Raw genomic sequence first — 21,911 nt, forward strand, 5'->3', positions numbered from 1 at the left:
CTCGGTCTCGCCTCGCTGTCGTCCCACGCCGCAACGATCTTCTCCCAGGATTTCGAAGCCGGCCTCGGGGCCAACGAAACCAGCGCCGGCGGGTTCGTGCTCAACACCACGGGCAACGCCATCAATGGCAGCACGATGATGGGCCACGCCACCGCCTACAGCAATTCCAGCAACGCGTATTACCAGATCAGCAACCTGGCCCTGACCGGCAACAACATCCTGCTGAGCTTCAACTACGCAGCGCAGTTCGAAACCCTGTTCGACGGCTTCAATGTGAAGGTGGGCAACAGCGTCGTGACGCCGACGGGCAGCTCGGCCATGCAATACCAGCCAGGCACCATGACGAACAGCTTCGGCAACCCGATCGCCGGCCAGCGGTTTTTCGACTCCTCCAGCAACACGACCGGCCTCGCCCAATTTGACCTGTCCGCGTTCACAGGCAGCACCGTCGACATCCTCTTCCAGTTCGGCTCCGACGTCAGCGTCGTCTCTTCCGGCATCAACCTGGACAACGTCGTGATCGCCAACGAGGTGAGCATCAGCAACGCCGTGCCCGAACCCACCAGCTTCGCCCTGCTGGGCCTGGGCCTCGCCGGTCTCACCCTGAGCCGCCGCAAGCGCGCCTGACCCCCGGGCCCCAGCCCCAAAAGCCGGCAGCTGCCGGTTTTTTTGCTTTGTGGAGGCCGCCGGGCGCGGCGCTACAGCAGGCGCATCCCCGAGGCCAGGTCGAGCTTGCGCTCGGCCACCGCATGGCGCGGCACCGAGGCCAGAAAGGCCACTCGGCGCGAGCTGCCCGGGGTGGCGGTGGAGAATTCGAGCAGCGGCACGATGGCGGCGTCGGCGCTGCCCTCAGGCACGACGATGTTCATCGCGTCGAGGGACAGCGACAGTTTTTCGGCGTGGATCACCGCATCGGCCGCCTCGAGTGTCCGGATCACGCCCTCCAGCGTGGCATCCAGCCCGCTGCCGGCCGAGTGGTGGGCGGCAAGCTCGGCGGCGTTGGCGGCCAGGCTGTCGCGCAGGCGCTCGATGTCGCGGCCTTTCCAGGAGCCGCACTCGAGCGCATCGAGGCCGGCGCGGCTTTTCTCCATCAGCGCCAGGCGGCCGCTGAGGAGGCGCTGGGCGAAGGCCAGCCGGTCGCCCTGCTGCTGGCGGTTGTTGATCTCCCGCAGCGCAGCGATCACCAGGCCTTCGAGCACGGTGTCGGCGATGCGCTGGCGGAGGGCCTCCTCGGTGGCGGCAAAGCCGAACAGGCGGAAGTGGCGGAAGCTGACGGTCTTCTGCTCCACGTCCTGGCGCAGGATGTCGCCATCGAGGGCGGTGCCGAGCACCGTCTGCTCGCTGCGCGTGGCGGCGACGACGCAGCACACCCGGTCGAGCACGCTGCCGGCCGGCGAGGCCAGAAAGTCCTGCAGGTCGTGGCTGTCGCGGAGCGTCGTCGCCACATCCACGGGCCGCACGAAGAAGGCGCGCAGCACCGGGCTGGCCGACCAGTTGTCGGGGCTGGTGTCGACACAGGGCGGCAGCGCGGCGGCCACCTGGTCGGCATAGGCCAGGGCGTGGGTGACCGCCGGGCACAGGCGCTCCCGCACGCCGTCGAGCAGCCTGAGGCGCGGATCGGTGGCGTCGATCACCCGGGCCATCGCCTCAGCGAGGCGCGGGTCACCGTCGCAGACTTCGCCCCCTTTGCCGAGCAGCCAGTCGAAGAAACCCATCGCCCGCGCTCTGCCCGCTCAGCCGGCCCGCCGCACCAGCAGCAGGCCGCATTCGAGGTGGTGGGTGTAGGGGAACTGGTCGAAGGCCGCCGCCGCCGCGATGCGGTGGGTGGCCTGCAGCGCCGCCACGTTGTCGCGCAGGGTGTTGGGGTTGCAGGAGATGTAGAGGATGTTGTCGAAGCCGCGGGCGAGCTCGACGGTGGGCGCGTCGAGGCCGGCGCGGGGCGGGTCGACGAAGAGCGTGGTGAAATTGTAGGCGGCCAGGTCGACGTCCTTCATGCGCCGGTACTCGCGGCCGCCGGCCAGGGCGTCGCTGATCTCGTCGCTGGCCATGCGCACCATCGTCACGTTGGCGACGCCGTTGGCCTCGAGGTTGTACTCGGCGGCGCGCACCGAGGGCTTGCTCATCTCGGTGGCCAGCACGCGGCCGAACAGCGGCGCCAGCGCCACCGTGAAGTTGCCGTTGCCGCAATACAGCTCCAGCAGGTCACCGCCGATGCCCGCCGCGCGGGCCCGCGCCCAGCCGAGCATCTTGCGGTTAACGCCCCCGTTGGGCTGGGTGAAGCTGCCGTCCAGCTGCTGGTAATGCAACTGCCGGCCGTCGAGCTCGAAGGCCTCCAGCAGCCAGTCGCGGCCGAGGACGATCTTCTGCTTGCGGCTGCGCCCGATGAGCTGCACGCCCAACTCGGCCGCCAGCCCGGCCGCGGCGGCCTCCCAGGCCTCGTCCAGCGGGCGGTGATAGACCAGGGTGATCATCAGCTCGCCGGACAACGTGGCCAGAAAATCCACCTGGAAGAGCTTGCGCTTGAGCGGCTCGCTGGCGATCAGCGCGTCGCGCAGCCGCGGCATCGCCGCCGCGATGGGCGGGGCAGCGGGCGCAAAGGTGTCGAGCACGATGGCCGTCTTAGGATCGGCCGGGTCGAACATCGCGTAATCGACGCGATCGCCGGTGTGCCACATGCGGAACTCGGCGCGCAGGCGGTAGGCCTGGGGTTCAGACGCGAAGACTTCCGGCTCGGGCAGGTCGAAGGCTGCAAATTCGGCCTTGTAGCGGGCCACCTTGCTGGCCAGCTGTTGCGGGTAGTCGGCGGGGTCGAAACTGGGCAGGGGCATGGCGCACACGGCCCGGCCCACGGCCGAACCGATCAAAGGGGGGATGAGGGCCGGAATATACGCCTGTCGGCGAGCCGCGGGGAAACCCATGCTGCGCTGCGGCATGGCGACAGGCGAGCCGCCCGCCGGGCGGGAACCGTCAGACCAGCCGGACCTGCCAGCGGTACCACTTGGCCGACATCAGCGTGGCCAGGGCCTTGGCCATGGCTTCGAGGCGGGCCTCGAAGGCGCCGTCCTTGCCGCCAGCCAGGAAGGCGATCTTGTTGGCCCAGCTGACCCGGACGCCGGGGCAGACCTTGCCGTCCACATCCACCGTCTCGTATTCGTAGGCGACCGCGCCCCAGGGCTGCATCTCGAACAGCCGGGCGAGTTCGCCGCTCTGCACGGCGAGCACGTAGGTTTCGACGTAGGCGGCGAAATCCTGCTCGTCGGCGTATTCGCGGCCGGCGTCCTCGGGGCCCCGCTCGAGGGCGATGTTCGGGCCGAGGGCGATGACCACGCAGGCGTCCTTGTAAAGGGCCTGCATGCGGTGCATGAGGCTCTCGCTGGGGCCGTTCTCGGCCAGCGCCTTGAGCAGGGAATCCTGCTCGATCTTGAACTTTTCGTACTTGTCCATGGTGTTTCGGGTGAGGAGAAAACCGCCGGAGACTAGCAGATTGCCGCTTCGCGCGCCGCTCCCCGTCAGGCATCGCAGCGCCGCCCAAAAAAGAACGGGCGCCCGAAGGCACCCGTTCCGTTTGCTGCCGGGGAGAGCGGCTTACTGGTGGTAGGCGCTCTCGCCGTGGGAGGTGATGTCGAGGCCCTCGCGCTCCTCGTCCTCGGCCACCCGCAGGCCGACGAACATGTCGACCAGCTTGTAGGCGACGAAGGCGACAACCGCGGACCACACCACGGTGATGCCGACGGCGGTGGCCTGCACCATGACCTGGTCGGCGATCGAGTAGGTGTCGGCAGCCTTGTTGGCGACGTAGTCCCAGATGCCGGTGCCGCCGAGGGACGGAGCCGCGAACACGCCGGTGAGGATGGCGCCGAGGATGCCGCCGACGCCATGCACGCCGAACACGTCGAGGGAGTCATCGGCACCGAGCATGCGCTTGAGGCCATTCACACCCCACAGGCAGATCGCACCGGCCAGCAGGCCCATCACGATCGCGCCCACCGGGCCGACGAAGCCGGCCGCCGGGGTGATCGCCACCAGGCCAGCGACGGCGCCGGATGCGGCACCCAGACCGGACGGCTTGCCCTTGACCAGCCATTCGACCAGCAGCCACGAGAAAGCCGCGGCGGCGGTGGCCACCCAGGTATTCACGAAGGCCAGGGCGGCGGCGCCGTTGGCTTCGAGGGCGGAGCCGGCGTTGAAGCCGAACCAGCCCACCCACAGCAGGGCCGCGCCGACGATGGTCAGGGTCAGGCTGTGCGGGGCGAAGGATTCGCGACCGAAGCCGATCCGCTTGCCCACCATGAAGGCACCGACCAGGCCGGCCACGGCGGCGTTGATGTGCACCACGGTGCCGCCGGCGAAGTCGAGGGCGCCCTTCTGGAACAGGAAGCCGGCCGTCGCGTTGGCCGCATCGGCGGCTTCGGCGGAGGTGTAGGCATCCGGGCCCGCCCAGTACCACACCATATGCGCCACCGGCAGATAGCTGAAGGTGAACCACAGCACGGCGAACAGCAGCACCGCCGAGAACTTGATGCGCTCGGCGAAGGCGCCAAGGATCAGGGCCACGGTGATGGCGGCAAAGGCGCCCTGGAAGGCCACGTAGATGTACTCGGAGATCACCACGCCCTTCGAGAAGGTGGCGGCGACGGAATCCGGCGTGATGCCCTTCAGGAAGGCCTTGTCGAGGCTACCGAAGAAGGCGCTGCCCTCGGTGAAGGCGATCGAGTAGCCGTAGAGCACCCACAGCACGCTGATCAGCGAGAACACCGCGAAGACCTGCAGCAGCACCGACAACATGTTCTTGGCACGCACCAGGCCGCCGTAGAACAGCGCCAGACCGGGGATGCACATCAGGATGACGAAGGCGGTGGACACCATCAGCCAGGCGTTGTCGCCCTTGTTGGGCACCGGCGCCGGAGCGGCTTCGGGTGCGGCGGCCGTTTCGGCCGGCTTGGCCGCGGCGGCAACGGCGACGGCCGGCACGACCGGGGCCTCAAGCTTGGCTTCGGCCCCAGCGGTGACGGCCGGGGCGGCGACGGGGGCTTCCGGCTTGTCGTCGGCGACGGCCCCCCCCGCGAGGCCCAGGGCCACCGAGGCCAGCAGGGCAGCGAATAGCTTTCTCATGATGGCAGGCTCCTTTTACAGCGCTTCGGCGCCGGACTCGCCGGTGCGGATGCGGATGGCTTGTTCGAGGTCGAACACGAAGATCTTGCCGTCACCAATCTTGCCGGTGCTGGCGGACTTTTCGATGGCTTCGATGACCTGGTCGAGGATCTCGGTCTTCACGGCCGCCTCGATCTTGACCTTGGGCAGGAAGTCCACGACGTATTCGGCGCCGCGATAGAGTTCGGTGTGGCCCTTCTGGCGGCCGAAACCCTTCACCTCGGTAACGGTGATGCCCTGCACGCCGATGGCCGACAGCGCCTCGCGCACCTCGTCGAGCTTGAAGGGTTTGATGATGGCGGTAACGAGTTTCATGGTCGACTCCTCAGGCACGGCGGCCCGGGGGCCGCCATGGAATGGCTGGAATTAGAACGTGCGGGTGATGGAGAACTGGATGCGGTCCTTGCCCAGATCCTTGCCCAGCGGGTTCGTGTACCAGGCGCTGCTGGCGGTGGTGTTGATGTAGCTGAGGCCCAGCACGGTGCCGCTGAAGTCCTTGGTCACGCCCAGCTTGTAGTCGGTGTAGGAAGCACCCTCGGCGGAGGAGCCGTTGACCTTCTGGCGACCCACGTGAGCAACCAGGTTGACGGTGGGAACCAGCTCATAGTTGGCGGTGAGGTCGAGGTAGCCCGAGTTCTTGCTGCCGACCCAGCCGAACAGGTCGCTGAAGGAGTGGGAATACTTCAGGGTCAGGAAGGTCCAGCTGCCGGCGACGTAGCCTTCCAGGGTGTTCGGGTTGTTGCCGTAGCCGGAACCCGGATAGAAGTACTGCAGCAGGCCCACGTCGTAGCCGAAGTCACCGACGGTGTTCTTGAAGCCGCCGTAGAAGTCCATCTCGATGCTGTTGCTCACCGTCGAGTTGCCGTCGGTCAGCCAGGACACATTGGACGCCCAGGTGCCCAGGTACACGCCGCTCGAATGGGCGTAATCAAAACCACCTTGAATGGCGGGCTTGCGGTTGGTCTGGCCGATACCGCGGTAGATGTACTCGGAGGCCAGCGTGACGTTGCTGGTGAAGGTGTGCTCCGGAGCAGGCGCTGCATCGGCGGCGTGGGCCAGGGTGGACAGCACGGAAGCGGCGATCAGGGCAGAGGCGATGATGGTCTTGCGCATGGTGGAGATCTCCAAAGTGTTCAATCGGGGGTTTCAAAGCTATGGCTTACCCTTAGCAACCCATGTGCCAGCTTTAAAAATCCTTTACATTCAATTTATTACAAACAAGGCTCAACCAATTTTGCAGCGCAACAACAAAACCGTGCGCACCAGTTTGGATTCGCGCACCAATTGAGGGCGCCGATTTGGTGCATCACCCGATGGGGCCGGCGCACAGGGGCGATGCTAAACTTCAGCCAGGCTCTCCTTTCCACTCACCCATGAGGAACACGTCCATGGCCAATCCCAAGATCCTCGACGAAATCGGTTCGAAAGTCTCCGAACTCCTCGCCAACAGCCCCGCCAAAGACCTGGAAAAGAACGCCCGCGCCCTGCTCGCCAGCGGCTTTTCCAAGCTCGATCTGGTGACCCGCGAAGAATTCGAAGTGCAGCGTGAAGTGCTGGCCCACACCCGCGAGAAGCTGGCCGACCTGGAACACCGGGTCGCCCGCCTCGAGGCCGAACTGGCCGCCCGCGCGCCGGCCGACGAATAAACCACCACCGCACCATCCCAAGAGGGCGCTGCGGCGCCCTCTTTCATGTCAGCCCAGGAGACGCCCGTGCCCCGCCCGTTCCTCATCGCCCTGCTGGCCCTCGGCCTGGGCCTGTCGGGCTGCACCAGCCTCGGCCCGCAAACCCTCGACCACGCCCGCCTGCAGTACAACGAGGTCATCAAGCGGACCACCGAAGAGCAGCTCCTGCTCAACATCGTGCGCCTGCGCTACACCGACACGCCGAGCAGCCTGGCGGTGTCGGCCATCGCCGCCCAGTTCGAGCGCAGCCAGAGCGTCGGCCTGCTGCCCTTCTTCACCGCCGCCGGGGGCGACCTCAACCGCAGCTTCACCGCGGTGCTGCCCCAGGCCCAGATCATGGGCGCCGACCGCCCCACCTTCAGCCTCACCCCCCTCGACGACCAGGAATTCACCCGCAAGCTGTTCACCCCGCTGCCGCTGGATGGCGTGATCTACCTGGCCAAGACCACCTGGCCGATCTCCAAGGTCTTCCGGCTCTACCTCGAGAACCTCAACTGGGTGCCCAACGCCGAGACCGCCAGCGGCCCCACGCCCCGCCAGGCCCCGCCGGCTGCCGACTTCCTGCGCGGCATCGCGGCCCTGCAGAGCCTGCAGGACCGGGGCGCACTGGTGTTCGGGATGGCCGAGCAGGAAGAAACCCTGGGCGGCGCGCTGCCGGCCGGTGCGGTGGCGGCCCGGGATCTGATCGAAGCGGCCCGGAGCGGCATGGAATACCGCCACGACGCCAGCGGCCGCCACTGGCGCCTGCTCCGCCGCAGCAGCTACCCGGTGGTGCGCCTCGACCCGCGCGAGCTCGACAGCCCCGATGCCCGCGCCTTCGCCGAGGTCTTCCGGCTGAAGCGCGGCACCAGCGAGTTCCGCCTCACCCAGGAGGCGCTCAGCCCCTTCCGCGCGGCGCAGCCGGCCGACGGCCTGACCCATCTCGACCTCGAAACCCGCTCCCTGCTGCAAGCCCTCTATTACGTGAGCCACGGCGTCGAGGTGCCCGACGCCCACCGCGCCCGTGGCCTTGTCACCACCACCCGCGACGCCACCGGGCGTGATTTCGACTGGCAGCAGGTGATGGGCGAACTCTTCCGGGTGCGCAGCCAGCCCGGCACCGAGCGCCCCACCAACGCCCACGTGGCGGTGAACTACAAGGATCACTGGTTCTACGTGGACGAGGCCGACCAGGACAGCAAGTCCACCTTCTCGCTGCTGGTCGAATTGTCGCGCCTCGAACTCACCGGCAAGAGCGGCCCCGGCCCCCAGCTGACCCTGCCGATCGGGCGCTGACACCGCCATCAAAAGCGCATACGCGCTGCCATTGACCGCGGCAACAGGATAAACTCCGGGCTTTATGCGAGCCTCATCATGAGCCTGGCCGTCCTGACCAGTCGCGCCCTCGTTGGCCTCGCCGCCCCCGAGGTCAGCGTCGAAGTCCACCTTGCCAATGGCTTACCCGCGTTCGCGCTGGTCGGGCTGCCCGACGTCGAGGTGCGCGAAGCCCGCGACCGGGTGCGTGCTGCGCTGCAGACCAGCCAGTTCGAGTTTCCCCAGCGGCGGATCACCGTCAACCTCGCCCCGGCCGACCTGCCGAAAGAGGGCGGCTTGTTCGATCTGGCGATCGCCCTGGGCATCCTGGCCGCGTCCGGGCAGATCCCCGCCGACGCCCTCGCCCAGTACGAGTTCTCCGGCGAGCTCTCGCTGTCGGGCGAGCTGCGCCCGGTGCGCGGCGGCCTGGCCCTGGCCCGCCAGGCCGCCGAGAGCGGGCGCACCCTGATCCTGCCCGCGGCCAACGCCGCCGAGGCCGCGCTGGTGAATGGCGTCACCATCCTGCCGGCGCCCAACCTGCTCGCCGTGGTGGCCCACCTGTGCCGGCACACGCTGCTCGAGCCCTACACCGGCGCGCCCCTCGCTCCGCCGCCCAGCTACCCCGACCTCGCCGACGTGAAAGGCCAGGTCCAGGCCCGGCGCGCCCTCGAAGTCGCCGCCAGCGGCCAGCATTCGCTGCTCTTCTACGGCCCACCCGGCACCGGCAAGTCGATGCTCGCCCAGCGCCTGCCGGGCCTCTTGCCACCGCTGAACGACGCCGAAGCCCTTGAAACCGCGGCGATCCACTCGGTCGAGGGCAGCTTCCGCCCCGAACGCTGGCGCCAGCGCCCGATCCGCGCCCCGCACCACTCGGCCTCCACCGCAGCCCTGGTGGGCGGCGGCAGCACGCCCCGCCCCGGCGAGATCAGCCTCGCCCACAACGGCGTGCTGTTCCTCGATGAGCTGCCCGAGTTCGACCGGCGCGTCCTCGAAGCGCTGCGCGAGCCCCTCGAGAGCGGCCACATCACGATTTCCCGCGCCGCCCGGCGCGCCGAGTTCCCCGCCCGCTTTCAATTGGTCGCGGCGATGAACCCCTGCCCCTGCGGCTTCCACGGCCACCCGGACGGGCGCTGCCGATGCACGCCCGAGCAGATCGCCCGCTACCGGGGCAAGCTCTCCGGCCCGCTCCTCGATCGCATCGACCTGCTCCTCGAGGTGCCCATGCTGCCAGTGGCCGACCTGCAGACCGCCCCCTCCGGCGAGGCCAGCGCCCCGGTGCGGGAGCGGGTCGCCCGCTGCCGGGCGATCCAGCTGGCGCGCCAGGGCAAGCCCAACGCCAGCCTCGCCGGCGCCGAGATCGAGGCGTGGTGCCAGCCCGACGCAGCCGGCAGCAAACTGTTGCAAAGCGCCATCGAGCGCCTCGGCCTGTCGGCCCGGGGCTACCATCGGATCCTGAAAGTCGCGCGTACAATCGCGGACATGAGTGAAGCCCCGGCGGTCGGCGCGGCCCATCTGGCCGAAGCCATCCAGAGCCGCCGCGGCCTCGCTTGAGGCGCCCGTCCAGCGCGCCTCAAGCACCACTTCAATTCATCCAAGCAGGAGTTTCACGTGGCATCCACCCCCTCCACCGGCGCCTCCCGGGGCAAGAACTGGTTCTTGTGGTTCATCGGCTTCACCGTCCTGATCACCGCGCTCGTCATCGGCTACACATGGCTGGCCCTCAGCTGGAGCTACTCCGCCGGTGAGCGTGCCGGCTACGTGCAGAAGTTTTCGCAGAAGGGCTGGCTGTGCAAGACCTGGGAAGGCGAGCTGGCCATCGTCGCAATCCCCGGCAGCCTGCCCGAGATCTTTCCCTTCACCGTGCGCGACGACAAGGTGGCCGCCGAGATCAACGCCGTGATGGGCAAGCGGGTGTCCCTCGCCTACCAGCAGCACCTGGGCATCCCGTCCACCTGCTTCGGCGAGACCGGTTACTACGTCGACAAGGTGCACGTCGTCGAGTAAGGCGTTTTCTGGGGAATGGGTAATGGGGAGTGGGAAGTGGGCGTGAGCCTCCAGCCGCCCCATGCCTTGCTTCCCACTCTCCACTCCCTGCCATGCAACACCGGCAACAGGTAATGGGAAACGACACGAGCCGCGACAGCCCCCCATTTCCCACTTCCCATTACCCACTTTCCCCAACCCATGCCCTACATCCAACTGGCGCTGCTGCTGGCGGCGCTGGCCACGGTCGGCCCCTTCTCGATCGACACCTATCTGCCGGCGCTCCATGCGATCGGCAGCGATCTCGGTGCCGATCAGCTCCAGGTCCAGCAGACCCTCACCGCCTACATGCTGCCGATGGCGGCGATGGTGCTGTGGCATGGCGCGCTGTCCGACGCCTGGGGGCGCAAGCGCGTCATCGTGGTGTCGATGCTGCTCTTTGCGCTGGCCTCGCTGGTGTGCGTGTTCGCCGGCAGCATCGAAACCCTGCTGATCGGCCGCGCGCTGCAGGGCATCAGCGCCGGGGCGGGCATGGTGGTGGGCCGCGCCGTGGTGCGCGACCTGCACGAAGGGCCGGCCGCCCAGCGCCTGATGAGCCACGTCAGCATGACCTTCGCCCTCGGCCCGGCGATCGCGCCGATGCTCGGCGGCTGGATCTTCGTGGCCTTCGGCTGGCGGGCCGTGTTCGTCTTTCTGGCCCTGCTCGGGCTGGGGCTGGCCCTGGTCACCGCGCGGCAACTCCACGAAACGCTGCCGCTGGCGGCGCGCCAGCCGCTCCACCCGGTGATGCTCGCGCGGCGCTATGCCCAGGTTTTCTCGACGCCGGGCTTCGTGCTGTTAACCCTGGCCGGCGGGCTCGGTTTCAACGCCTACTTTCTCTACGTGCTGTCGGCCCCGGTGTTCCTGATCCAGCACCTGGGGCTGCCCGAGACCGGCTTCGGCTGGTTCTTCATCCCCACCGTGCTGGCGATGATGGCCGGCTCGGCGGTGTCGGCGCGGCTCGCCGGCCGGCTGTCGCCGGCACGCACCGTGGGCGTCTCCGTCGCGACGATGCTGGCGGCGGCGGCCTGCAACGTGGCGGTGTCCACCCTGCTGTCGCCCGGGCTGCCCCAGTCGGTGCTGCCCATCATGCTGCACACCTTCGGCATGGCCATCGGGCTGCCCTGCCTGACGCTGCTGGCGCTCGACCATTTCCCGGAACACCGCGGGCTGGCCTCGAGCTGCCAGAGCTTCCTGCAGATGCTGGTCAGCGCCGTGTGCGCCGGCGTCGCCGCGCCGGCCCTGTGGGGTTCGGTGCAAGAGCTGGCCCTCGGCTCCGCCACCAGCCTGCTGATGAGCCTGGCCTGCTGCGGGCTGTGGTGGCTGCGCTTTCACCCTCGCCCGGAGCCCCGGCCATGAGATGGTCCGACCCTCTCGACGTGTACTGCGAGCGCACCGACCCGAGCCTGTGGTCGGAGCCCCTCAACGCCGCCACCAACCTGGCCTTCCTGGTCGCAGCGGCGCTGCTGTGGCGGCAGGCCGGGCGCGGCGCCGGGCGCGACATGCGGGTACTGATCCTGCTGATCGCAGCGGTCGGGCTCGGCAGCTTCGCCTTCCACACCATCGCCACGCGCTGGGCGGCGCTGCTCGACATCGGCTTCATCGCCGTCTTCGTGCTGGCCTTCCATCAACGCTTCCAGGTGCATGCGCTGGGGCGCAGCAACGGTGCCGCCAACCTGGGCGTCGGAGTCTTCGTGGTGCTGGCCGGACTGTTCGTGTTTGCCACCAAGCAGCTGCCGACCCTCAGCCAGAACGACTCCGAAAGCTACCTGGCGCCCTTCCTGCTGCTCCTGGTGTGCGCCCGCCAGGCCGCACCGCGCTGGCCGGTGGCGGCCCGCTGGCTCAACCGGGCGGCCGGGCTGTTCGTGGTGAGCCTCGTCTGCCGTGCCGTCGACCAGCCCCTGTGCGACGCCTGGCCGGCGGGCACCCACCTGGGCTGGCACCTCATCAATGCAGCGATGCTGTACTGCTGCATGCGCGGGCTGCTCGCCACCCGGCCGACGGCGCCCGGCTGAGGCGCTTCAGCCCGCCAGCTCGCGCTCGGCCCAGAACAGCGCGGTGATCGTCTTGGCGTCGGTGATGCGGCCGTCGAACACCGCCGCGCGGGCCTCGGTCAAAGGCATCCGGATGATCTCCAGGAATTCCCCCTCGTCCCAGGCGTGCCCCACATGGTGGAGGCCGGTGGCGAGGAAGATCTCGATGCGCTCGTCCGAGTAGCCGATGCACGGGTGCATCACCCCCAGGTGCCGCCACTCGGCGCCGACGTAGCCGGTTTCCTCCTGCAGCTCGCGGCGGGCGCAGGCCAGGATGTCCTCACCGGCGTCGATCTTGCCCGCGGGCAACTCCAGAAAGGCCCGGCGCAGCGGGTAGCGGAACTGCCGCTCGAAGATCAGCGTGCCATCCTCGCACACCGGGATCACCACCACCGCGCCCGGGTGCCTGACGTATTCGCGCAGGCCCAGGCGGCCGTCCGGCAGGCGCACCTCATCCCGAAACACATGCAGGAGCTTGCCGTCGAAAACCTGTTCGGTGGATTGCTGTTCTTCGTGCAGAGGGTCGTGCATGGGGTGCTCCGTCGGTTCGAAAGACCCGAAGCATCGCACCCGGCGGCCACGGCTGGCTAGGCCGTCCGGCATAATCAACGCATGAATTCCGATTGCCCGCCGCTCGCCGACCACCTGCTGGCCCCCAGCGGCGGGCTGGTCTATCACCTGCGCGCGCTGCGCCACCGGCACGGCCTGTGGGCGCCCTTCCAGCGCGTGGTCGCCGACTGGCTGGCCGGCTGGCAGCCGGGGCGGCGCGAGCTGGTGATTGTGGGGCCGAGCGCGGGTTACGCGCTGCCGGCGGGCTTCCTGAGGCGCTTCGAGCGGGTCACCGCCCTCGAGCCCGACCCCTTGGCCCGCTGGCTGCTCGCCCACCGCCCCGACGCCGGCCGGCTGGGCTTCAGCCGCCTCAACTGCCTGGCGACGCCCGACGGCCTCGCCCGCCTCGCCGCCGCCCACCCGGAGGCAGCGATCCTGTTCTCCAACGTACTGGGCCAGCTCGCAGCCCCCGCCGAAGACTGGCGCCGCCTGATTGCGCGCCACCTATCTGGCCATGCCTGGGCCAGCTACCACGACGTGATCTCGACCACCGCCCCCCCGAAGCCCGGCAGCGAGCAGGCCCTCACCATCGACGACCAAAGCCTGGAAACCACCCTGGCCCACTTCTGGCCCGGCGGCACCATCGAGCTGACAGACCACGAAACCTTCCGCCTCGCCGGCGACCGACCACACCGCTACACCGTGTGGCAGATCACCCGGCAGCGCTGGCATCTGGTGGAGTGGGCCGACAACTCAGGCGCGCAGCCTCCCCACGCCCCATCGCCGGATCAGGCCCAGACATCCACCTGACGCCCACCCGACGCGTCTGAGGCCGCCGCCCCGTACGCAGCCCCGACGCGCCCGGTTTCCGGGCTGCCGGATGTGGCGGCGAGTTCCTGCCGCGCCTCGGCGGCCATCTGCGTGGCCTCGGCGGCGACGCGCAGGTCCTGGCCCGACGGTTCGGCCGGCGCGAGGGCGGCGGCGCGGATACGGTCAGATTTGGCGAGGGTTTCCTCCGGCGTGCGGCCAGGCGAAGTGTTGATGCCGACCTCGCCCCCCACCGCGTAGCGCTGGCCGTCCGGCCCGGTCTGGTAGCTGAAGCTGGCCCCCCGGGTGACGATGCCGGCCCCGGCCGCCATGTGGGCCATCTCGTGGGCCCGTACGACCCGGTCGCGGGCCTTGAGCTCGCTGACGATCCTGAGATCGGCTTCGCTGAGGCCCTCGCTTCGGCCGGCCACGCTGCGCCCGGCCGCAGCACCGCTCTCTGCCGAACCGGCAGCAGAAGCCGGGCGGGCCGAAGGCGGGCTATAGGCGAAGGCCTGGGCAGAGCCCAGCGCAGAAACCGACATGCGAAAGAACCTGATCGAGGTAAGAAAACTGGGGACGCCGCCCCAAGCTGGCGGGCGAGAAACGCCGTCGCTTCCAGATTAGACCGGAAAATACCCTGCGTCAGCCCCCGGAGTCACTCGCCCAGATACGCCGCCCTCACCTTCGGGTCGGCCAGCAGCTCGGCGCCGGAGCCGGCGAGGGTGATCCGGCCCGATTCCATCACGTAGGCGCGCTGCGAAAACTCCAGCGCCAGGTTGGCGTTCTGCTCGACGAGGAGGATCGTCACGCCCTCGGCGGCCACCGAGCGGATCACCTCGAAGATCTTCTCGACCACCAGCGGCGCGAGGCCCATCGAAGGCTCGTCGAGCAGCAGGAGGCGCGGCCGCGACAGCAGCGCGCGGCCGATGGCGACCATCTGCTGCTCGCCCCCCGACAGGGTGCCGGCAACCTGCTGCAGGCGCTCCTTGACCCGTGGCAGCATCGTGAACACCCGCTCCAGGTCGGCCTCGACGGCGTCGTGGTCGCGCCGGCAGTAGGCGCCCATGCGCAGGTTCTCCTCGACGGTGAGGCGGGTGAAGATGCCCCGCCCTTCCGGCACCAGGGCCAGGCCCCGGCGCAGGCGCAGGTGGGCGGGCAGCTTCTCGATGCCCTTGCCCTCGTAGAGCAGCTCGCCGCCGGCGGTGCCGAGGGTGCCGGCGATGGCGTTGAGGGTGGTCGTCTTGCCGGCGCCGTTGGCACCGATCAGCGAGACGAGCTCGCCGTGGGCGAGTTCGAGGCTGATGCCCTTCACCGCCTCGATGGCGCCGTAAGCGACCCGCAGGTCGCGCAGCTGAAGCAACGGTGTGGCGCTCATGCCGCGGCTCCCTTCTGCGCAGCGTGGCCGCCCAGATAGGCGGCGATCACGGCGTCGTTACGCTGCACCTCGGCGGGCACGTCCTCGGCGATCTTCTTGCCGAAGTCGAGCACCGCCAGGCGGTCGCACAGGCCCATCACCAGCTTCACGTCGTGCTCGATGAGGAGCACCGTGACGCCGTCGTGGCGGATGGTCTGGACCAGGTCGCGCAGGCGCGCGGTTTCGGTGGCGTTCATGCCGGCGGCGGGCTCGTCGAGGGCCAGGAGCTGGGGCTCGGTGGCCAGCGCGCGGGCAATCTCGAGGCGGCGCTGGTCGCCGTAGGAGAGGTTCTTCGAGACGGTGTCGGCGAAGCGCTCGATGCCCACGTACTTGAGCAGCTCGAAGGCGCGCTCGGTGATGAGGCGCTCCTCCTCCTTTGCGTGCTTGGTCTGCAGCAGGATGGAAAAGGGGTTGGCTCGGGAGCGGATGTGATGGCCGGCCATCACGTTCTCGAGGGCGGTCATGTCGCGGAACAGGCGGATGTTCTGGAAGGTGCGGGCGATGCCGGCCTCGACCACCTTGTGGGGCTTGCCGAGGGGCAGCTCGCTGCCGTTGAAGACGAGCTCGCCCTCTTCGGGCACATAGGCGCCGGTGAGCACGTTGAAGAAGGTCGTCTTGCCGGCGCCGTTGGGGCCGATGAGGCCGTACACCTCGCCCTTGCGGATGGTCAGCGACACGTCCGACAGCGCGGTGAGGCCACCAAAGCGCTTGCAGATGCCACGGGCTTCGAGAAGGGTGATCATCGGCCCGCCTCCTTGCCGACCACCAGCTCGGGCCGCGAGTAGCGGCTGTAGGCCGGGATCAGGCCGGCCGGGCGGAGCAGCATCATGAAGATCATCGCCAGCGACAGCAGCAGCATGCGCAGCACCTCGGGGTCGAGCAGCACCTGGCCGAACACCGCCTGCTGCAGCGGCACCGCCACGTGGCGCAGCACCTCGGGCAGCGCGGTGAGGGCCAGCGCGCCGACGATGACGCCAGCCAGGTTGCCCATGCCGCCGAAGACGATCATCGTGAGCACCGCGATGGATTCCATCAGCGAGAAGCTCTCGGGCGACACGAAGCCCTGGAAGGCCGCGAACAGCCCGCCCGCCACGCCGCCGAAGGTGGCCCCCAGCGAAAACGCCAGCAGCTTCATGTTGCGGGTGTTGATGCCGATCGCCTTGGCGGCCAGCTCGTCATCGCGGATCGCCGCCCAGGCACGGCCGACCCGCGACACCTGCAGGCGCTGGACCAAAATCACCGACAGCACCACGCAGGCCAGGAACACGTAGTAATAAAGGAACAGCGAGTTGATGGTGATCTCGTCGCCCACCTTGAGGGGCTTCGAGATGTCCCAGCCGAACAGCACCAGCGGGTCGATCATGTTGATGCCCTGGGGCCCGTTGGTGATGTTGATCGGGTGGTTGAGGTTGTTCATGAAGATCCGCACGATCTCGCCGAAGCCCAGCGTGACGATGGCGAGGTAGTCGCCGCGCAGGCGCAGCGTGGGCAGGCCGAGGATGATCCCGGCCAGCGCCGCGAAGGCCGCCCCCAGCGGAAGCACCAGCCAGAAGGGCAGATGCAGCTCGAAGTGCGGCGAGGCGAGGAAGGCGAAGGTGTACGCGCCCACCGCATAGAAAGCGATGTAGCCCAGGTCGAGCAGGCCGGCAAAACCCACCACCAGGTTGAGCCCGATGGCGAGCATCACGTAGAGCATCGCAAAGTCGAGGATGCGCACCCAGCTCTTGCCGAACAGCATCGCGATGAGCGGCGCGCCGACGGCGAGCGCGACAACCACCCAGCGGGCCGCCGCCGGGTTGCGCTTGCCGAGCCAGGGGATGGCGAGGGCGAGTTCATTCATGGTCTTGTCCTCACGCCCGGTCGGCCACGCGCTCGCCCAGCAGCCCGGTGGGCCGGAAGATGAGCACGATGCCGAGGATGACGAAGGCGAAGATGTCCTGATAGCTGGAGTTGAGGAAGCCGAAGCTGAGGTCCTCGATGTAGCCGGCGCCGATGGATTCGACGAGGCCGAGCACCAGCCCGCCGAGCATCGCGCCGCCCAGGTTGCCGATGCCGCCCAGCACCGCCGCGGTAAAGGCCTTGAGGCCGGGCAGGAAGCCCATCGCATAATGGGCCGTGCCGTAGTTGGACGAGAACATCACGCCGGCCACCGCGGCCAGCGCCGAGCCGATGATGAAGGTGACGGCGATGATCTTGTTGGTGTCGACGCCCATCAGGCTGGCCACCTTGTGGTTCTCGGCGGTGGCGCGCATGGCGCGGCCAAGGCGGGTTTTATTGACCAGCAGCACCAGGGCCACCATCAGGGTGGCCGACACGGCCAGGATCGTGATCTGCACCGGGGTGATGAACAGCCCCGCGATGGGCTCGAGGGGCTCGGTGGACACCAGCTGCGGGAAGGAGTGATAGTTGCGCCCCCAGATGATCATCGCGAGGGTCTGCAGCAAAAACGAGACGCCGATGGCGGTGATCAGCGGGGCCAGCCGCGGCGCGTTGCGCAGGCGGCGGTAGGCGGTGCGTTCGATGGTGTAGCCGAGGATCATGCACACTACCACCGACACCGACAGGCCGGCCAGCAGGGTGGGCACCATGCCGAGCTCGGGGGCGTAGATCTGGAGCAGCCGGATCGCCTCGAGGGCGACCAGGGCGCCGACCATCAGCACGTCGCCGTGGGCGAAGTTGATGAGGCCGAGGATGCCGTAGACCATCGTGTAGCCGAGGGCGATCAGCGCATACACGCTGCCCACGACGAGGCCGTTCACGGTTTGCTGGAGAAGGGTTTCCATGGGGATGGGCGGGGAAAATGGGTGGGGGGCGGGGGCTTGCGCCCGCAGGCGTGGAACGAGGGCGAGCCAGGTTCAAGCACCGCGGGCGACTGAAGTCGCCCCTACAGGCCTACAGGGTCAAGGTGAAAGCCTTACTGCACCGGCTCCCACTTGCCGGCCTTGAACTGATAAACCGTGACCGCGCCGTCCTTGATGTCGCCCTTGGCGTCGAAGGCCACGGTGCCGATCACGCCGGGGAAGTTAACCTTGCCGATGTGGGCGGCGTACTTGGCCGGGTCGGACGAGTTGGCGGCCTTCATGGCCTCGACGATCGCCGAGGCGGCGTCGTAGGCGTAGGGCGCGTAGATCTGCACGTCGGCGTTGAAGCGCTTCTTGAAGCGGGCGTTGAAGTCCTTGCCGCCCGGCATCTTGTCGAGGGGCAGGCCCGGCTGGGTGCAGTAGGCATTGGGGCCGATGGCGTCGCCGGCCAGCTTGATGATCTCGCCGGTGCAGCCGCCGTCGCCGGTAATGAACTTGGCGTTGATGCCAAGCTGCTTGATCTGCTTGAGCATCGGGCCGCCCTGGGCGTCCATGCCGCTGTAGACGATCACGTCTGGGCTCTTGCCCTTGATGCGGGTGAGGATGGCGAGGAAGTCGGTGGCCTTGTCGCTGGTGAACTCGCGGGTCACGACGCTGCCGCCGCTGGCCTTGACAGCCTTCTCGACCTCGTCCGCGAGGCCCTGGCCGTAGGCGGTGCGGTCGTCGATCACCGCGACCTTCTTGCCCAGGCTGGTGGCCGCGAACTTGCCGATGCCCAGCCCCTGCTGCACGTCGTTGGCGATGGTGCGGAAGGTGGCCTTGAAGCCCTGCTGGGTGAGCTTGGGGTTGGTGGAGGCCGGCGAAATCTGCGGGATGCCGCCCTCGTTGTAAATCCGCGAGGCGGGGATCGAGGCGCCCGAGTTGAGGTGGCCGATCACGCCCTTGACGCCGGCATCGACGAAGCGCTGGGCCACGGTGGTGGCGGTCTTGGGGTCGGCCGCGTCGTCCTCGGCCATCACCTCGAACTTCACCTTCTTGCCACCCAGCGTCACGCCCTTGGCGTTGTAGTCTTCGAGGGCGAGGCGCACGCCGTTCTCGATGTCCTTGCCCAGGTGCGACTGGGTGCCGGTGAGCGGCGCCACAGCGCCGAGCTTGACGACTTCCTGGGCCTGGACGGCCGATGCACCAAGACCGAGCACGGCGAGGGCGACAAGGCTGTGTTTCATGGGGTTTCCTCCTCTGGATTGAACGGGGCAGTGCTTTCTAGCAATTTCGAAGCCACATCGATCATGTCACGCCCGGCCGGAAAACGGCCGGGGCGCGCGGGCCGATTCAGGGCTGATTCAGGGCCGGAACAACCATTTGCCCGACTGGTGCTGATACAACGCCACGCCACCCTCGCGGATGTCGCCGCTGGCGTCGAAGGCCACGGTGCCGGTGACGCCCTTGAAGCTGACCTTCTGGAGCAGCGGCAGGTAGCGGGCCGGGTCTGCCGAGTCGGCGAGCTTCATCGCCTCGATGAGGGCGCTGGCGGCGTCGTAGCTGTAGGGCGCGTAGAGCTGCACCGGCGTGCTGAAGCGCTTCAGGAAGCGCTCGTTGAAGCTCTTGCCGGCGGGCATCTTGTCCATCGGAATGCCCGCCTGGGTGCAGAACACGTCGGCATTGATCGCCGGGCCGGCGAGCTTGATCATCTCGGTGGTGCACACCCCGTCGCCGCCCAGGTATTTGGCGTCGATGCCGAGCTGCTTCATCTGGCGCAGCAGCGGCGCGCCCTGGGCGTCCATGCCGCCATAAAAGATGGCGTCGGGCTTGGCGGCCTTCAGGCGGGTGAGGATGGCCGAGAAATCGGTGGCCTTGTCATTGGTGAACTCGCGCCCCACCGGCGTCACGCCGAGCCGCTTGAGGTTGTCCACCAGCGCGTCGGCGAGGCCCTGGCCGTAGGCCGTGCGGTCGTCGATCACCGCTATGCGCTTCGCCTTGAGGGCCTCGGTGGCGAAGCGGGCCATCGCCGCGCCCTGCTGCATGTCGTTGGCGATCACCCGGTAGGTGGTCTTGAACTTCTGCTGGGTGAGCTTGGGGCTGGTCGCCGACGGGGTGATCGATGGCACGCCCGCCTGCTCGTAGATGCGCGAGGCCGGGATCGCCGCACCGGAGGTGACGTGGCCGACCACGCCCTTCACGCCGGCATCGACGAGGCGCTGGGCCACCGTGGTGGCGGTGCGCGGGTCGGCCTGGTCGTCCTCGGGCATCAGTTCGAAGCGGACCTTCTGGCCACCCAGCACGACACCCTTGGCGTTGGCGTCGTCGAGGGCCAGCTGGGCGCCGTACTGCTCGTCCTTGCCCAGGTGCGAGACCGGCCCGGTGAGCGGCCCGGCAAAGCCGAGCTTGACCACCACGTCGGCCATCGCCGCCGTGCTGGCCGTCATCGTCAGGCCCGCCAGGGCCACAATCAGTGCGCGCTGTTTCAAGTGCTCATCCTCCGCAAAGGGTGTTCATGCCAGAATGGGCCGGCAACCCGACCACGATTCGAACGATTGTAACCAAGCCCGGCCAGTTTGGCGGAAAACGGCCCGGCTGGGGCCCGCCCCCGGAAAGGATGAACCATGAAGAGGCTGATCTCGCTGCTTTTGGGCGCGCTGGCCATGCTCGGCCTGGCGGCCTGCGACGCGGTGAACATGAAGGACCTCAAGCCCGGCGTATCCACCGGCTACGACGTGCGCGACAAGCTCGGCAAGCCCGGCATCGAGTGGCGCAACGACGACGGCAGCGTGACCTGGGAATACACCCGCCAGCCGGAAGGCACCGAGTGTTTCATGGCCACCATCGGGCCGGACAACATCCTGAAGAGCCTCGACAACGTGCTCACCCCCCAGAACTTCGCCCGCGTCCAGCCCGGCTGGACCCGCGACCAGGTGCGGCGCCTGCTCGGCAAGCCACGCTCGGTGCAGAAGTTTGCGATGAAGCGAGAGGAGGTGTGGGATTGGCGGCTGCCCCCCGAGTTCAGCGCAGAGGTGTTCTTCAACATCCATTTCGACGAGGCCGGCGTCGTAACAGGCACCAGCCGCTCGACCCAGCCCAGGGGCAACTGACACTTCACGGGGCTCAAGGCATCGCGCGGCGTGACGTAAAACGATGTGACTTGCGCATCCCTCTGGAGCGCGCGCTTTCTGCCCTCCACCAACACCACCCATCGGTCCGCAGGAGAGATCAAACATGGCAAGCCTGCTCTGGCTTCAAACCGGCGCCTGCAGTGGCGACACCATGTCGCTGCTGTGCGCCGACAGCCCGTCCATTGAATCGATGATCCGCCGGGGCCTGCTTGACATCCTCTGGCACCCCTCCCTCAGCGCCACGCCGCCCGGCGGGCTGGCAGCGCTGATCGGCCGCATCGAGGCCGGCGAGCAGGGCCTCGACATCCTGTGCATCGAAGGCAGCCTGATCACCGGCCCCTTCGGCACCGGCATGTTCGACAGCTACCGGGGGGGGGCCAAGATCGACATCGTGAAGGCCCTCGCGCCCCACGCCCGCTACGTGGTGGCGGTGGGCAGCTGCTCGGCCTTCGGCGGCATCCCCGCGGCGCCGCCCAACCCCACCGACAGCATCGGGCTGCAGTTCGAGCGCGAGCGCCCCGGCGGCCTGCTGGGGCCGGACTGGCGCTCCCGCGCCGGGCTGCCGGTGATCAACCTGGCCGGCTGCCCGACCCACCCGACCACCATCACCCGCAGCCTGGCCCTCATCGCCGACGACCAGCCCCTCGAGCTCGACGCCCTCAACCGCCCGCGGGCTTTTTACGGCTCCACGGTGCACCAGGGCTGCACCCGCAACGAGTACCACGAGTACGACCTCGAAGAGACCCAGTTCGGCGGCCGCGGCTGCCTGTTCTTCAACCTCGGCTGCCAGGGCCCCAACACCCTCGCCAACTGCAACAGCGAGCTGTGGAACCGGCGCAGCAGCAAGCCCCGCGCCGGCGTGCCCTGCTTCGGCTGCACCTCGCCCGACTTCCCCCGCGACGGTGACCTGTTCCGCACCGAGAAGCTCGGCGCGGTGCCCCTCAAGCTGCCCCTCGGCGTCTCCCGCGCCCAGTACATGGCCTACAAGAACCTCGCCCACGCCGCCGCACCCCAGCGCGTCAAAGACCGCGACATGGAACCCTGAA

25 protein-coding genes are annotated in these 21,911 nt (G+C 68.4%); 11 read left to right on the plus strand and 14 right to left on the minus strand.

The features are described from left to right. Positions 1 to 627 (plus strand): PEP-CTERM sorting domain-containing protein (locus tag ZRA01_RS15920; protein WP_141353999.1); only part of this gene is annotated, 627 nt, incomplete at its 5' end. 71 nt (positions 628 to 698) lie between these two features. Here ZRA01_RS15920 and ZRA01_RS15925 read toward each other — a convergent pair. The 6 genes from ZRA01_RS15925 to ZRA01_RS15950 all read right to left on the minus strand — a co-directional run bounded on the left by ZRA01_RS15925 (position 699) and on the right by ZRA01_RS15950 (position 6,264). Beyond that, a complete protein-coding gene (locus ZRA01_RS15925) occupies positions 699 to 1,715 on the minus strand; it encodes a hypothetical protein (protein ID WP_141354001.1) in 1,017 nt (338 codons plus the stop codon). Positions 1,716 to 1,733: 18 nt separating this feature from the next. Continuing rightward, the gene (gene trmA, locus ZRA01_RS15930) at positions 1,734 to 2,828 is read right to left on the minus strand and encodes a tRNA (uridine(54)-C5)-methyltransferase TrmA (RefSeq protein ID WP_141354004.1); all 1,095 of its coding nucleotides are present in this window, start codon (positions 2,826 to 2,828) and stop codon (positions 1,734 to 1,736) included. A gap of 139 nt (positions 2,829 to 2,967) precedes the next feature. After that, entirely contained in the window at positions 2,968 to 3,444 is a 477-nt protein-coding gene (locus ZRA01_RS15935; RefSeq protein WP_141354006.1) for a hypothetical protein, read from the minus strand. A 141-nt stretch (positions 3,445 to 3,585) separates the two neighbouring features. Beyond that, on the minus strand, positions 3,586 to 5,112 hold the full coding sequence (amt, locus tag ZRA01_RS15940; protein ID WP_141354008.1) for an ammonium transporter: 1,527 nt from the start codon (positions 5,110 to 5,112) through the stop codon (positions 3,586 to 3,588). A 15-nt stretch (positions 5,113 to 5,127) separates the two neighbouring features. Beyond that, positions 5,128 to 5,466 carry a P-II family nitrogen regulator gene (gene glnK / locus ZRA01_RS15945; protein ID WP_079434291.1) on the minus strand — a complete coding sequence of 113 codons (339 nt, stop codon included), beginning with the start codon at positions 5,464 to 5,466 and terminating at the stop codon, positions 5,128 to 5,130. 51 nt (positions 5,467 to 5,517) lie between these two features. Next, the gene (locus ZRA01_RS15950; protein ID WP_141354010.1) at positions 5,518 to 6,264 is read right to left on the minus strand and encodes a TorF family putative porin; all 747 of its coding nucleotides are present in this window, start codon (positions 6,262 to 6,264) and stop codon (positions 5,518 to 5,520) included. On the opposite strand from ZRA01_RS15950, the gene ZRA01_RS15955 reads away from it, so the two are divergent. The 7 genes from ZRA01_RS15955 to ZRA01_RS15985 all read left to right on the plus strand — a co-directional run bounded on the left by ZRA01_RS15955 (position 6,248) and on the right by ZRA01_RS15985 (position 12,166). Next, positions 6,248 to 6,439, plus strand: a complete 192-nt coding sequence (locus tag ZRA01_RS15955; RefSeq protein ID WP_141354012.1) for a hypothetical protein — start codon at positions 6,248 to 6,250, stop codon at positions 6,437 to 6,439. The genes ZRA01_RS15950 and ZRA01_RS15955 overlap by 17 nt on opposite strands. A gap of 100 nt (positions 6,440 to 6,539) precedes the next feature. Then, positions 6,540 to 6,797: an accessory factor UbiK family protein gene (locus ZRA01_RS15960; RefSeq protein WP_141354014.1), complete on the plus strand. Its 258-nt coding sequence runs from the start codon at positions 6,540 to 6,542 to the stop codon at positions 6,795 to 6,797. 66 nt (positions 6,798 to 6,863) lie between these two features. Continuing rightward, positions 6,864 to 8,111: a hypothetical protein gene (locus tag ZRA01_RS15965; RefSeq protein ID WP_141354016.1), complete on the plus strand. Its 1,248-nt coding sequence runs from the start codon at positions 6,864 to 6,866 to the stop codon at positions 8,109 to 8,111. Between the two features lie 78 nt (positions 8,112 to 8,189). Then, positions 8,190 to 9,680, plus strand: a complete 1,491-nt coding sequence (locus ZRA01_RS15970) for a YifB family Mg chelatase-like AAA ATPase (protein WP_141354018.1) — start codon at positions 8,190 to 8,192, stop codon at positions 9,678 to 9,680. Positions 9,681 to 9,737: 57 nt separating this feature from the next. Continuing rightward, a complete protein-coding gene (locus ZRA01_RS15975) occupies positions 9,738 to 10,133 on the plus strand; it encodes a hypothetical protein (protein WP_246093699.1) in 396 nt (131 codons plus the stop codon). A gap of 159 nt (positions 10,134 to 10,292) precedes the next feature. Next, positions 10,293 to 11,510: a multidrug effflux MFS transporter gene (locus ZRA01_RS15980; protein WP_281279888.1), complete on the plus strand. Its 1,218-nt coding sequence runs from the start codon at positions 10,293 to 10,295 to the stop codon at positions 11,508 to 11,510. Continuing rightward, positions 11,507 to 12,166 (plus strand): ceramidase domain-containing protein, encoded by a 660-nt coding sequence (locus tag ZRA01_RS15985; RefSeq protein WP_141354022.1) that lies wholly within the window; start codon positions 11,507 to 11,509, stop codon positions 12,164 to 12,166. Before ZRA01_RS15980 ends, ZRA01_RS15985 begins: the two co-directional genes overlap by 4 nt. Positions 12,167 to 12,172: 6 nt before the next feature. Here the strand turns inward: ZRA01_RS15985 and ZRA01_RS15990 are convergent, their stop codons facing one another. Further along, positions 12,173 to 12,715 (minus strand): NUDIX domain-containing protein, encoded by a 543-nt coding sequence (locus ZRA01_RS15990; RefSeq protein ID WP_141354024.1) that lies wholly within the window; start codon positions 12,713 to 12,715, stop codon positions 12,173 to 12,175. 81 nt (positions 12,716 to 12,796) lie between these two features. Here ZRA01_RS15990 and ZRA01_RS15995 point away from each other — a divergent pair, with 81 nt between their 5' ends. Next, positions 12,797 to 13,543: a hypothetical protein gene (locus tag ZRA01_RS15995; RefSeq protein ID WP_141354026.1), complete on the plus strand. Its 747-nt coding sequence runs from the start codon at positions 12,797 to 12,799 to the stop codon at positions 13,541 to 13,543. On the opposite strand, the gene ZRA01_RS16000 is transcribed toward ZRA01_RS15995, so the two are convergent. From ZRA01_RS16000 to ZRA01_RS16030, 7 genes are all read right to left on the minus strand, one after another. After that, positions 13,522 to 14,082, minus strand: a complete 561-nt coding sequence (locus tag ZRA01_RS16000; RefSeq protein WP_141354028.1) for a putative metalloprotease CJM1_0395 family protein — start codon at positions 14,080 to 14,082, stop codon at positions 13,522 to 13,524. The two genes, ZRA01_RS15995 and ZRA01_RS16000, sit on opposite strands and share 22 nt — an antisense overlap. A 113-nt stretch (positions 14,083 to 14,195) precedes the next feature. Next, on the minus strand, positions 14,196 to 14,915 hold the full coding sequence (locus ZRA01_RS16005; RefSeq protein WP_141354030.1) for an ABC transporter ATP-binding protein: 720 nt from the start codon (positions 14,913 to 14,915) through the stop codon (positions 14,196 to 14,198). Further along, a complete protein-coding gene (locus ZRA01_RS16010) occupies positions 14,912 to 15,697 on the minus strand; it encodes an ABC transporter ATP-binding protein (RefSeq protein WP_141354032.1) in 786 nt (261 codons plus the stop codon). Before ZRA01_RS16010 ends, ZRA01_RS16005 begins: the two co-directional genes overlap by 4 nt. Next, on the minus strand, positions 15,694 to 16,794 hold the full coding sequence (locus ZRA01_RS16015) for an ABC transporter permease subunit (RefSeq protein WP_141354034.1): 1,101 nt from the start codon (positions 16,792 to 16,794) through the stop codon (positions 15,694 to 15,696). The genes ZRA01_RS16010 and ZRA01_RS16015 overlap by 4 nt, the downstream gene beginning before the upstream one ends. A 10-nt stretch (positions 16,795 to 16,804) precedes the next feature. Then, on the minus strand, positions 16,805 to 17,737 hold the full coding sequence (locus tag ZRA01_RS16020; RefSeq protein ID WP_141354036.1) for a branched-chain amino acid ABC transporter permease: 933 nt from the start codon (positions 17,735 to 17,737) through the stop codon (positions 16,805 to 16,807). 131 nt (positions 17,738 to 17,868) lie between these two features. Beyond that, on the minus strand, positions 17,869 to 18,981 hold the full coding sequence (locus tag ZRA01_RS16025) for a branched-chain amino acid ABC transporter substrate-binding protein (RefSeq protein ID WP_141354038.1): 1,113 nt from the start codon (positions 18,979 to 18,981) through the stop codon (positions 17,869 to 17,871). Positions 18,982 to 19,098: 117 nt separating this feature from the next. Further along, the gene (locus ZRA01_RS16030; RefSeq protein ID WP_141354040.1) at positions 19,099 to 20,223 is read right to left on the minus strand and encodes a branched-chain amino acid ABC transporter substrate-binding protein; all 1,125 of its coding nucleotides are present in this window, start codon (positions 20,221 to 20,223) and stop codon (positions 19,099 to 19,101) included. 135 nt (positions 20,224 to 20,358) lie between these two features. Here ZRA01_RS16030 and bamE point away from each other — a divergent pair, with 135 nt between their 5' ends. Together bamE and ZRA01_RS16040 are read left to right on the plus strand one after the other, a co-directional pair. Beyond that, positions 20,359 to 20,844: an outer membrane protein assembly factor BamE domain-containing protein gene (gene bamE, locus ZRA01_RS16035; RefSeq protein WP_141354042.1), complete on the plus strand. Its 486-nt coding sequence runs from the start codon at positions 20,359 to 20,361 to the stop codon at positions 20,842 to 20,844. A gap of 124 nt (positions 20,845 to 20,968) precedes the next feature. Then, complete coding sequence (locus ZRA01_RS16040) at positions 20,969 to 21,910, plus strand: NADH-quinone oxidoreductase subunit B family protein (protein ID WP_141354044.1); 942 nt, start codon at positions 20,969 to 20,971, stop codon at positions 21,908 to 21,910. Position 21,911: the final 1 nt, after the last annotated feature.

This window comes from Zoogloea ramigera (assembly GCF_006539865.1).
Lineage (GTDB): Bacteria > Pseudomonadota > Gammaproteobacteria > Burkholderiales > Rhodocyclaceae > Zoogloea > Zoogloea ramigera.

Excerpts from the sequence above, each read along its gene's own strand:
- ZRA01_RS15955 (WP_141354012.1), top strand. The coding sequence starts at position 6,248 with ATGATGGTCTTGCGCATGGTGGAGATCTCCAAAGTGTTCAATCGGGGG.
- ZRA01_RS16020 (WP_141354036.1), bottom strand. The coding sequence starts at position 17,737 with ATGGAAACCCTTCTCCAGCAAACCGTGAACGGCCTCGTCGTGGGCAGC.
- ZRA01_RS16040 (WP_141354044.1), top strand. The coding sequence starts at position 20,969 with ATGGCAAGCCTGCTCTGGCTTCAAACCGGCGCCTGCAGTGGCGACACC.
- ZRA01_RS15960 (WP_141354014.1), top strand. The coding sequence starts at position 6,540 with ATGGCCAATCCCAAGATCCTCGACGAAATCGGTTCGAAAGTCTCCGAA.
- ZRA01_RS15925 (WP_141354001.1), bottom strand. The coding sequence starts at position 1,715 with ATGGGTTTCTTCGACTGGCTGCTCGGCAAAGGGGGCGAAGTCTGCGAC.
- bamE (WP_141354042.1), top strand. The coding sequence starts at position 20,359 with ATGAAGAGGCTGATCTCGCTGCTTTTGGGCGCGCTGGCCATGCTCGGC.
- amt (WP_141354008.1), bottom strand. The coding sequence starts at position 5,112 with ATGAGAAAGCTATTCGCTGCCCTGCTGGCCTCGGTGGCCCTGGGCCTC.
- glnK (WP_079434291.1), bottom strand. The coding sequence starts at position 5,466 with ATGAAACTCGTTACCGCCATCATCAAACCCTTCAAGCTCGACGAGGTG.
- ZRA01_RS15990 (WP_141354024.1), bottom strand. The coding sequence starts at position 12,715 with ATGCACGACCCTCTGCACGAAGAACAGCAATCCACCGAACAGGTTTTC.
- ZRA01_RS16000 (WP_141354028.1), bottom strand. The coding sequence starts at position 14,082 with ATGTCGGTTTCTGCGCTGGGCTCTGCCCAGGCCTTCGCCTATAGCCCG.
- ZRA01_RS16010 (WP_141354032.1), bottom strand. The coding sequence starts at position 15,697 with ATGATCACCCTTCTCGAAGCCCGTGGCATCTGCAAGCGCTTTGGTGGC.
- ZRA01_RS15935 (WP_141354006.1), bottom strand. The coding sequence starts at position 3,444 with ATGGACAAGTACGAAAAGTTCAAGATCGAGCAGGATTCCCTGCTCAAG.
- ZRA01_RS16015 (WP_141354034.1), bottom strand. The coding sequence starts at position 16,794 with ATGAATGAACTCGCCCTCGCCATCCCCTGGCTCGGCAAGCGCAACCCG.
- ZRA01_RS15995 (WP_141354026.1), top strand. The coding sequence starts at position 12,797 with ATGAATTCCGATTGCCCGCCGCTCGCCGACCACCTGCTGGCCCCCAGC.
- ZRA01_RS15970 (WP_141354018.1), top strand. The coding sequence starts at position 8,190 with ATGAGCCTGGCCGTCCTGACCAGTCGCGCCCTCGTTGGCCTCGCCGCC.
- ZRA01_RS16025 (WP_141354038.1), bottom strand. The coding sequence starts at position 18,981 with ATGAAACACAGCCTTGTCGCCCTCGCCGTGCTCGGTCTTGGTGCATCG.
- ZRA01_RS15985 (WP_141354022.1), top strand. The coding sequence starts at position 11,507 with ATGAGATGGTCCGACCCTCTCGACGTGTACTGCGAGCGCACCGACCCG.
- ZRA01_RS16005 (WP_141354030.1), bottom strand. The coding sequence starts at position 14,915 with ATGAGCGCCACACCGTTGCTTCAGCTGCGCGACCTGCGGGTCGCTTAC.
- trmA (WP_141354004.1), bottom strand. The coding sequence starts at position 2,828 with ATGCCCCTGCCCAGTTTCGACCCCGCCGACTACCCGCAACAGCTGGCC.
- ZRA01_RS15950 (WP_141354010.1), bottom strand. The coding sequence starts at position 6,264 with ATGCGCAAGACCATCATCGCCTCTGCCCTGATCGCCGCTTCCGTGCTG.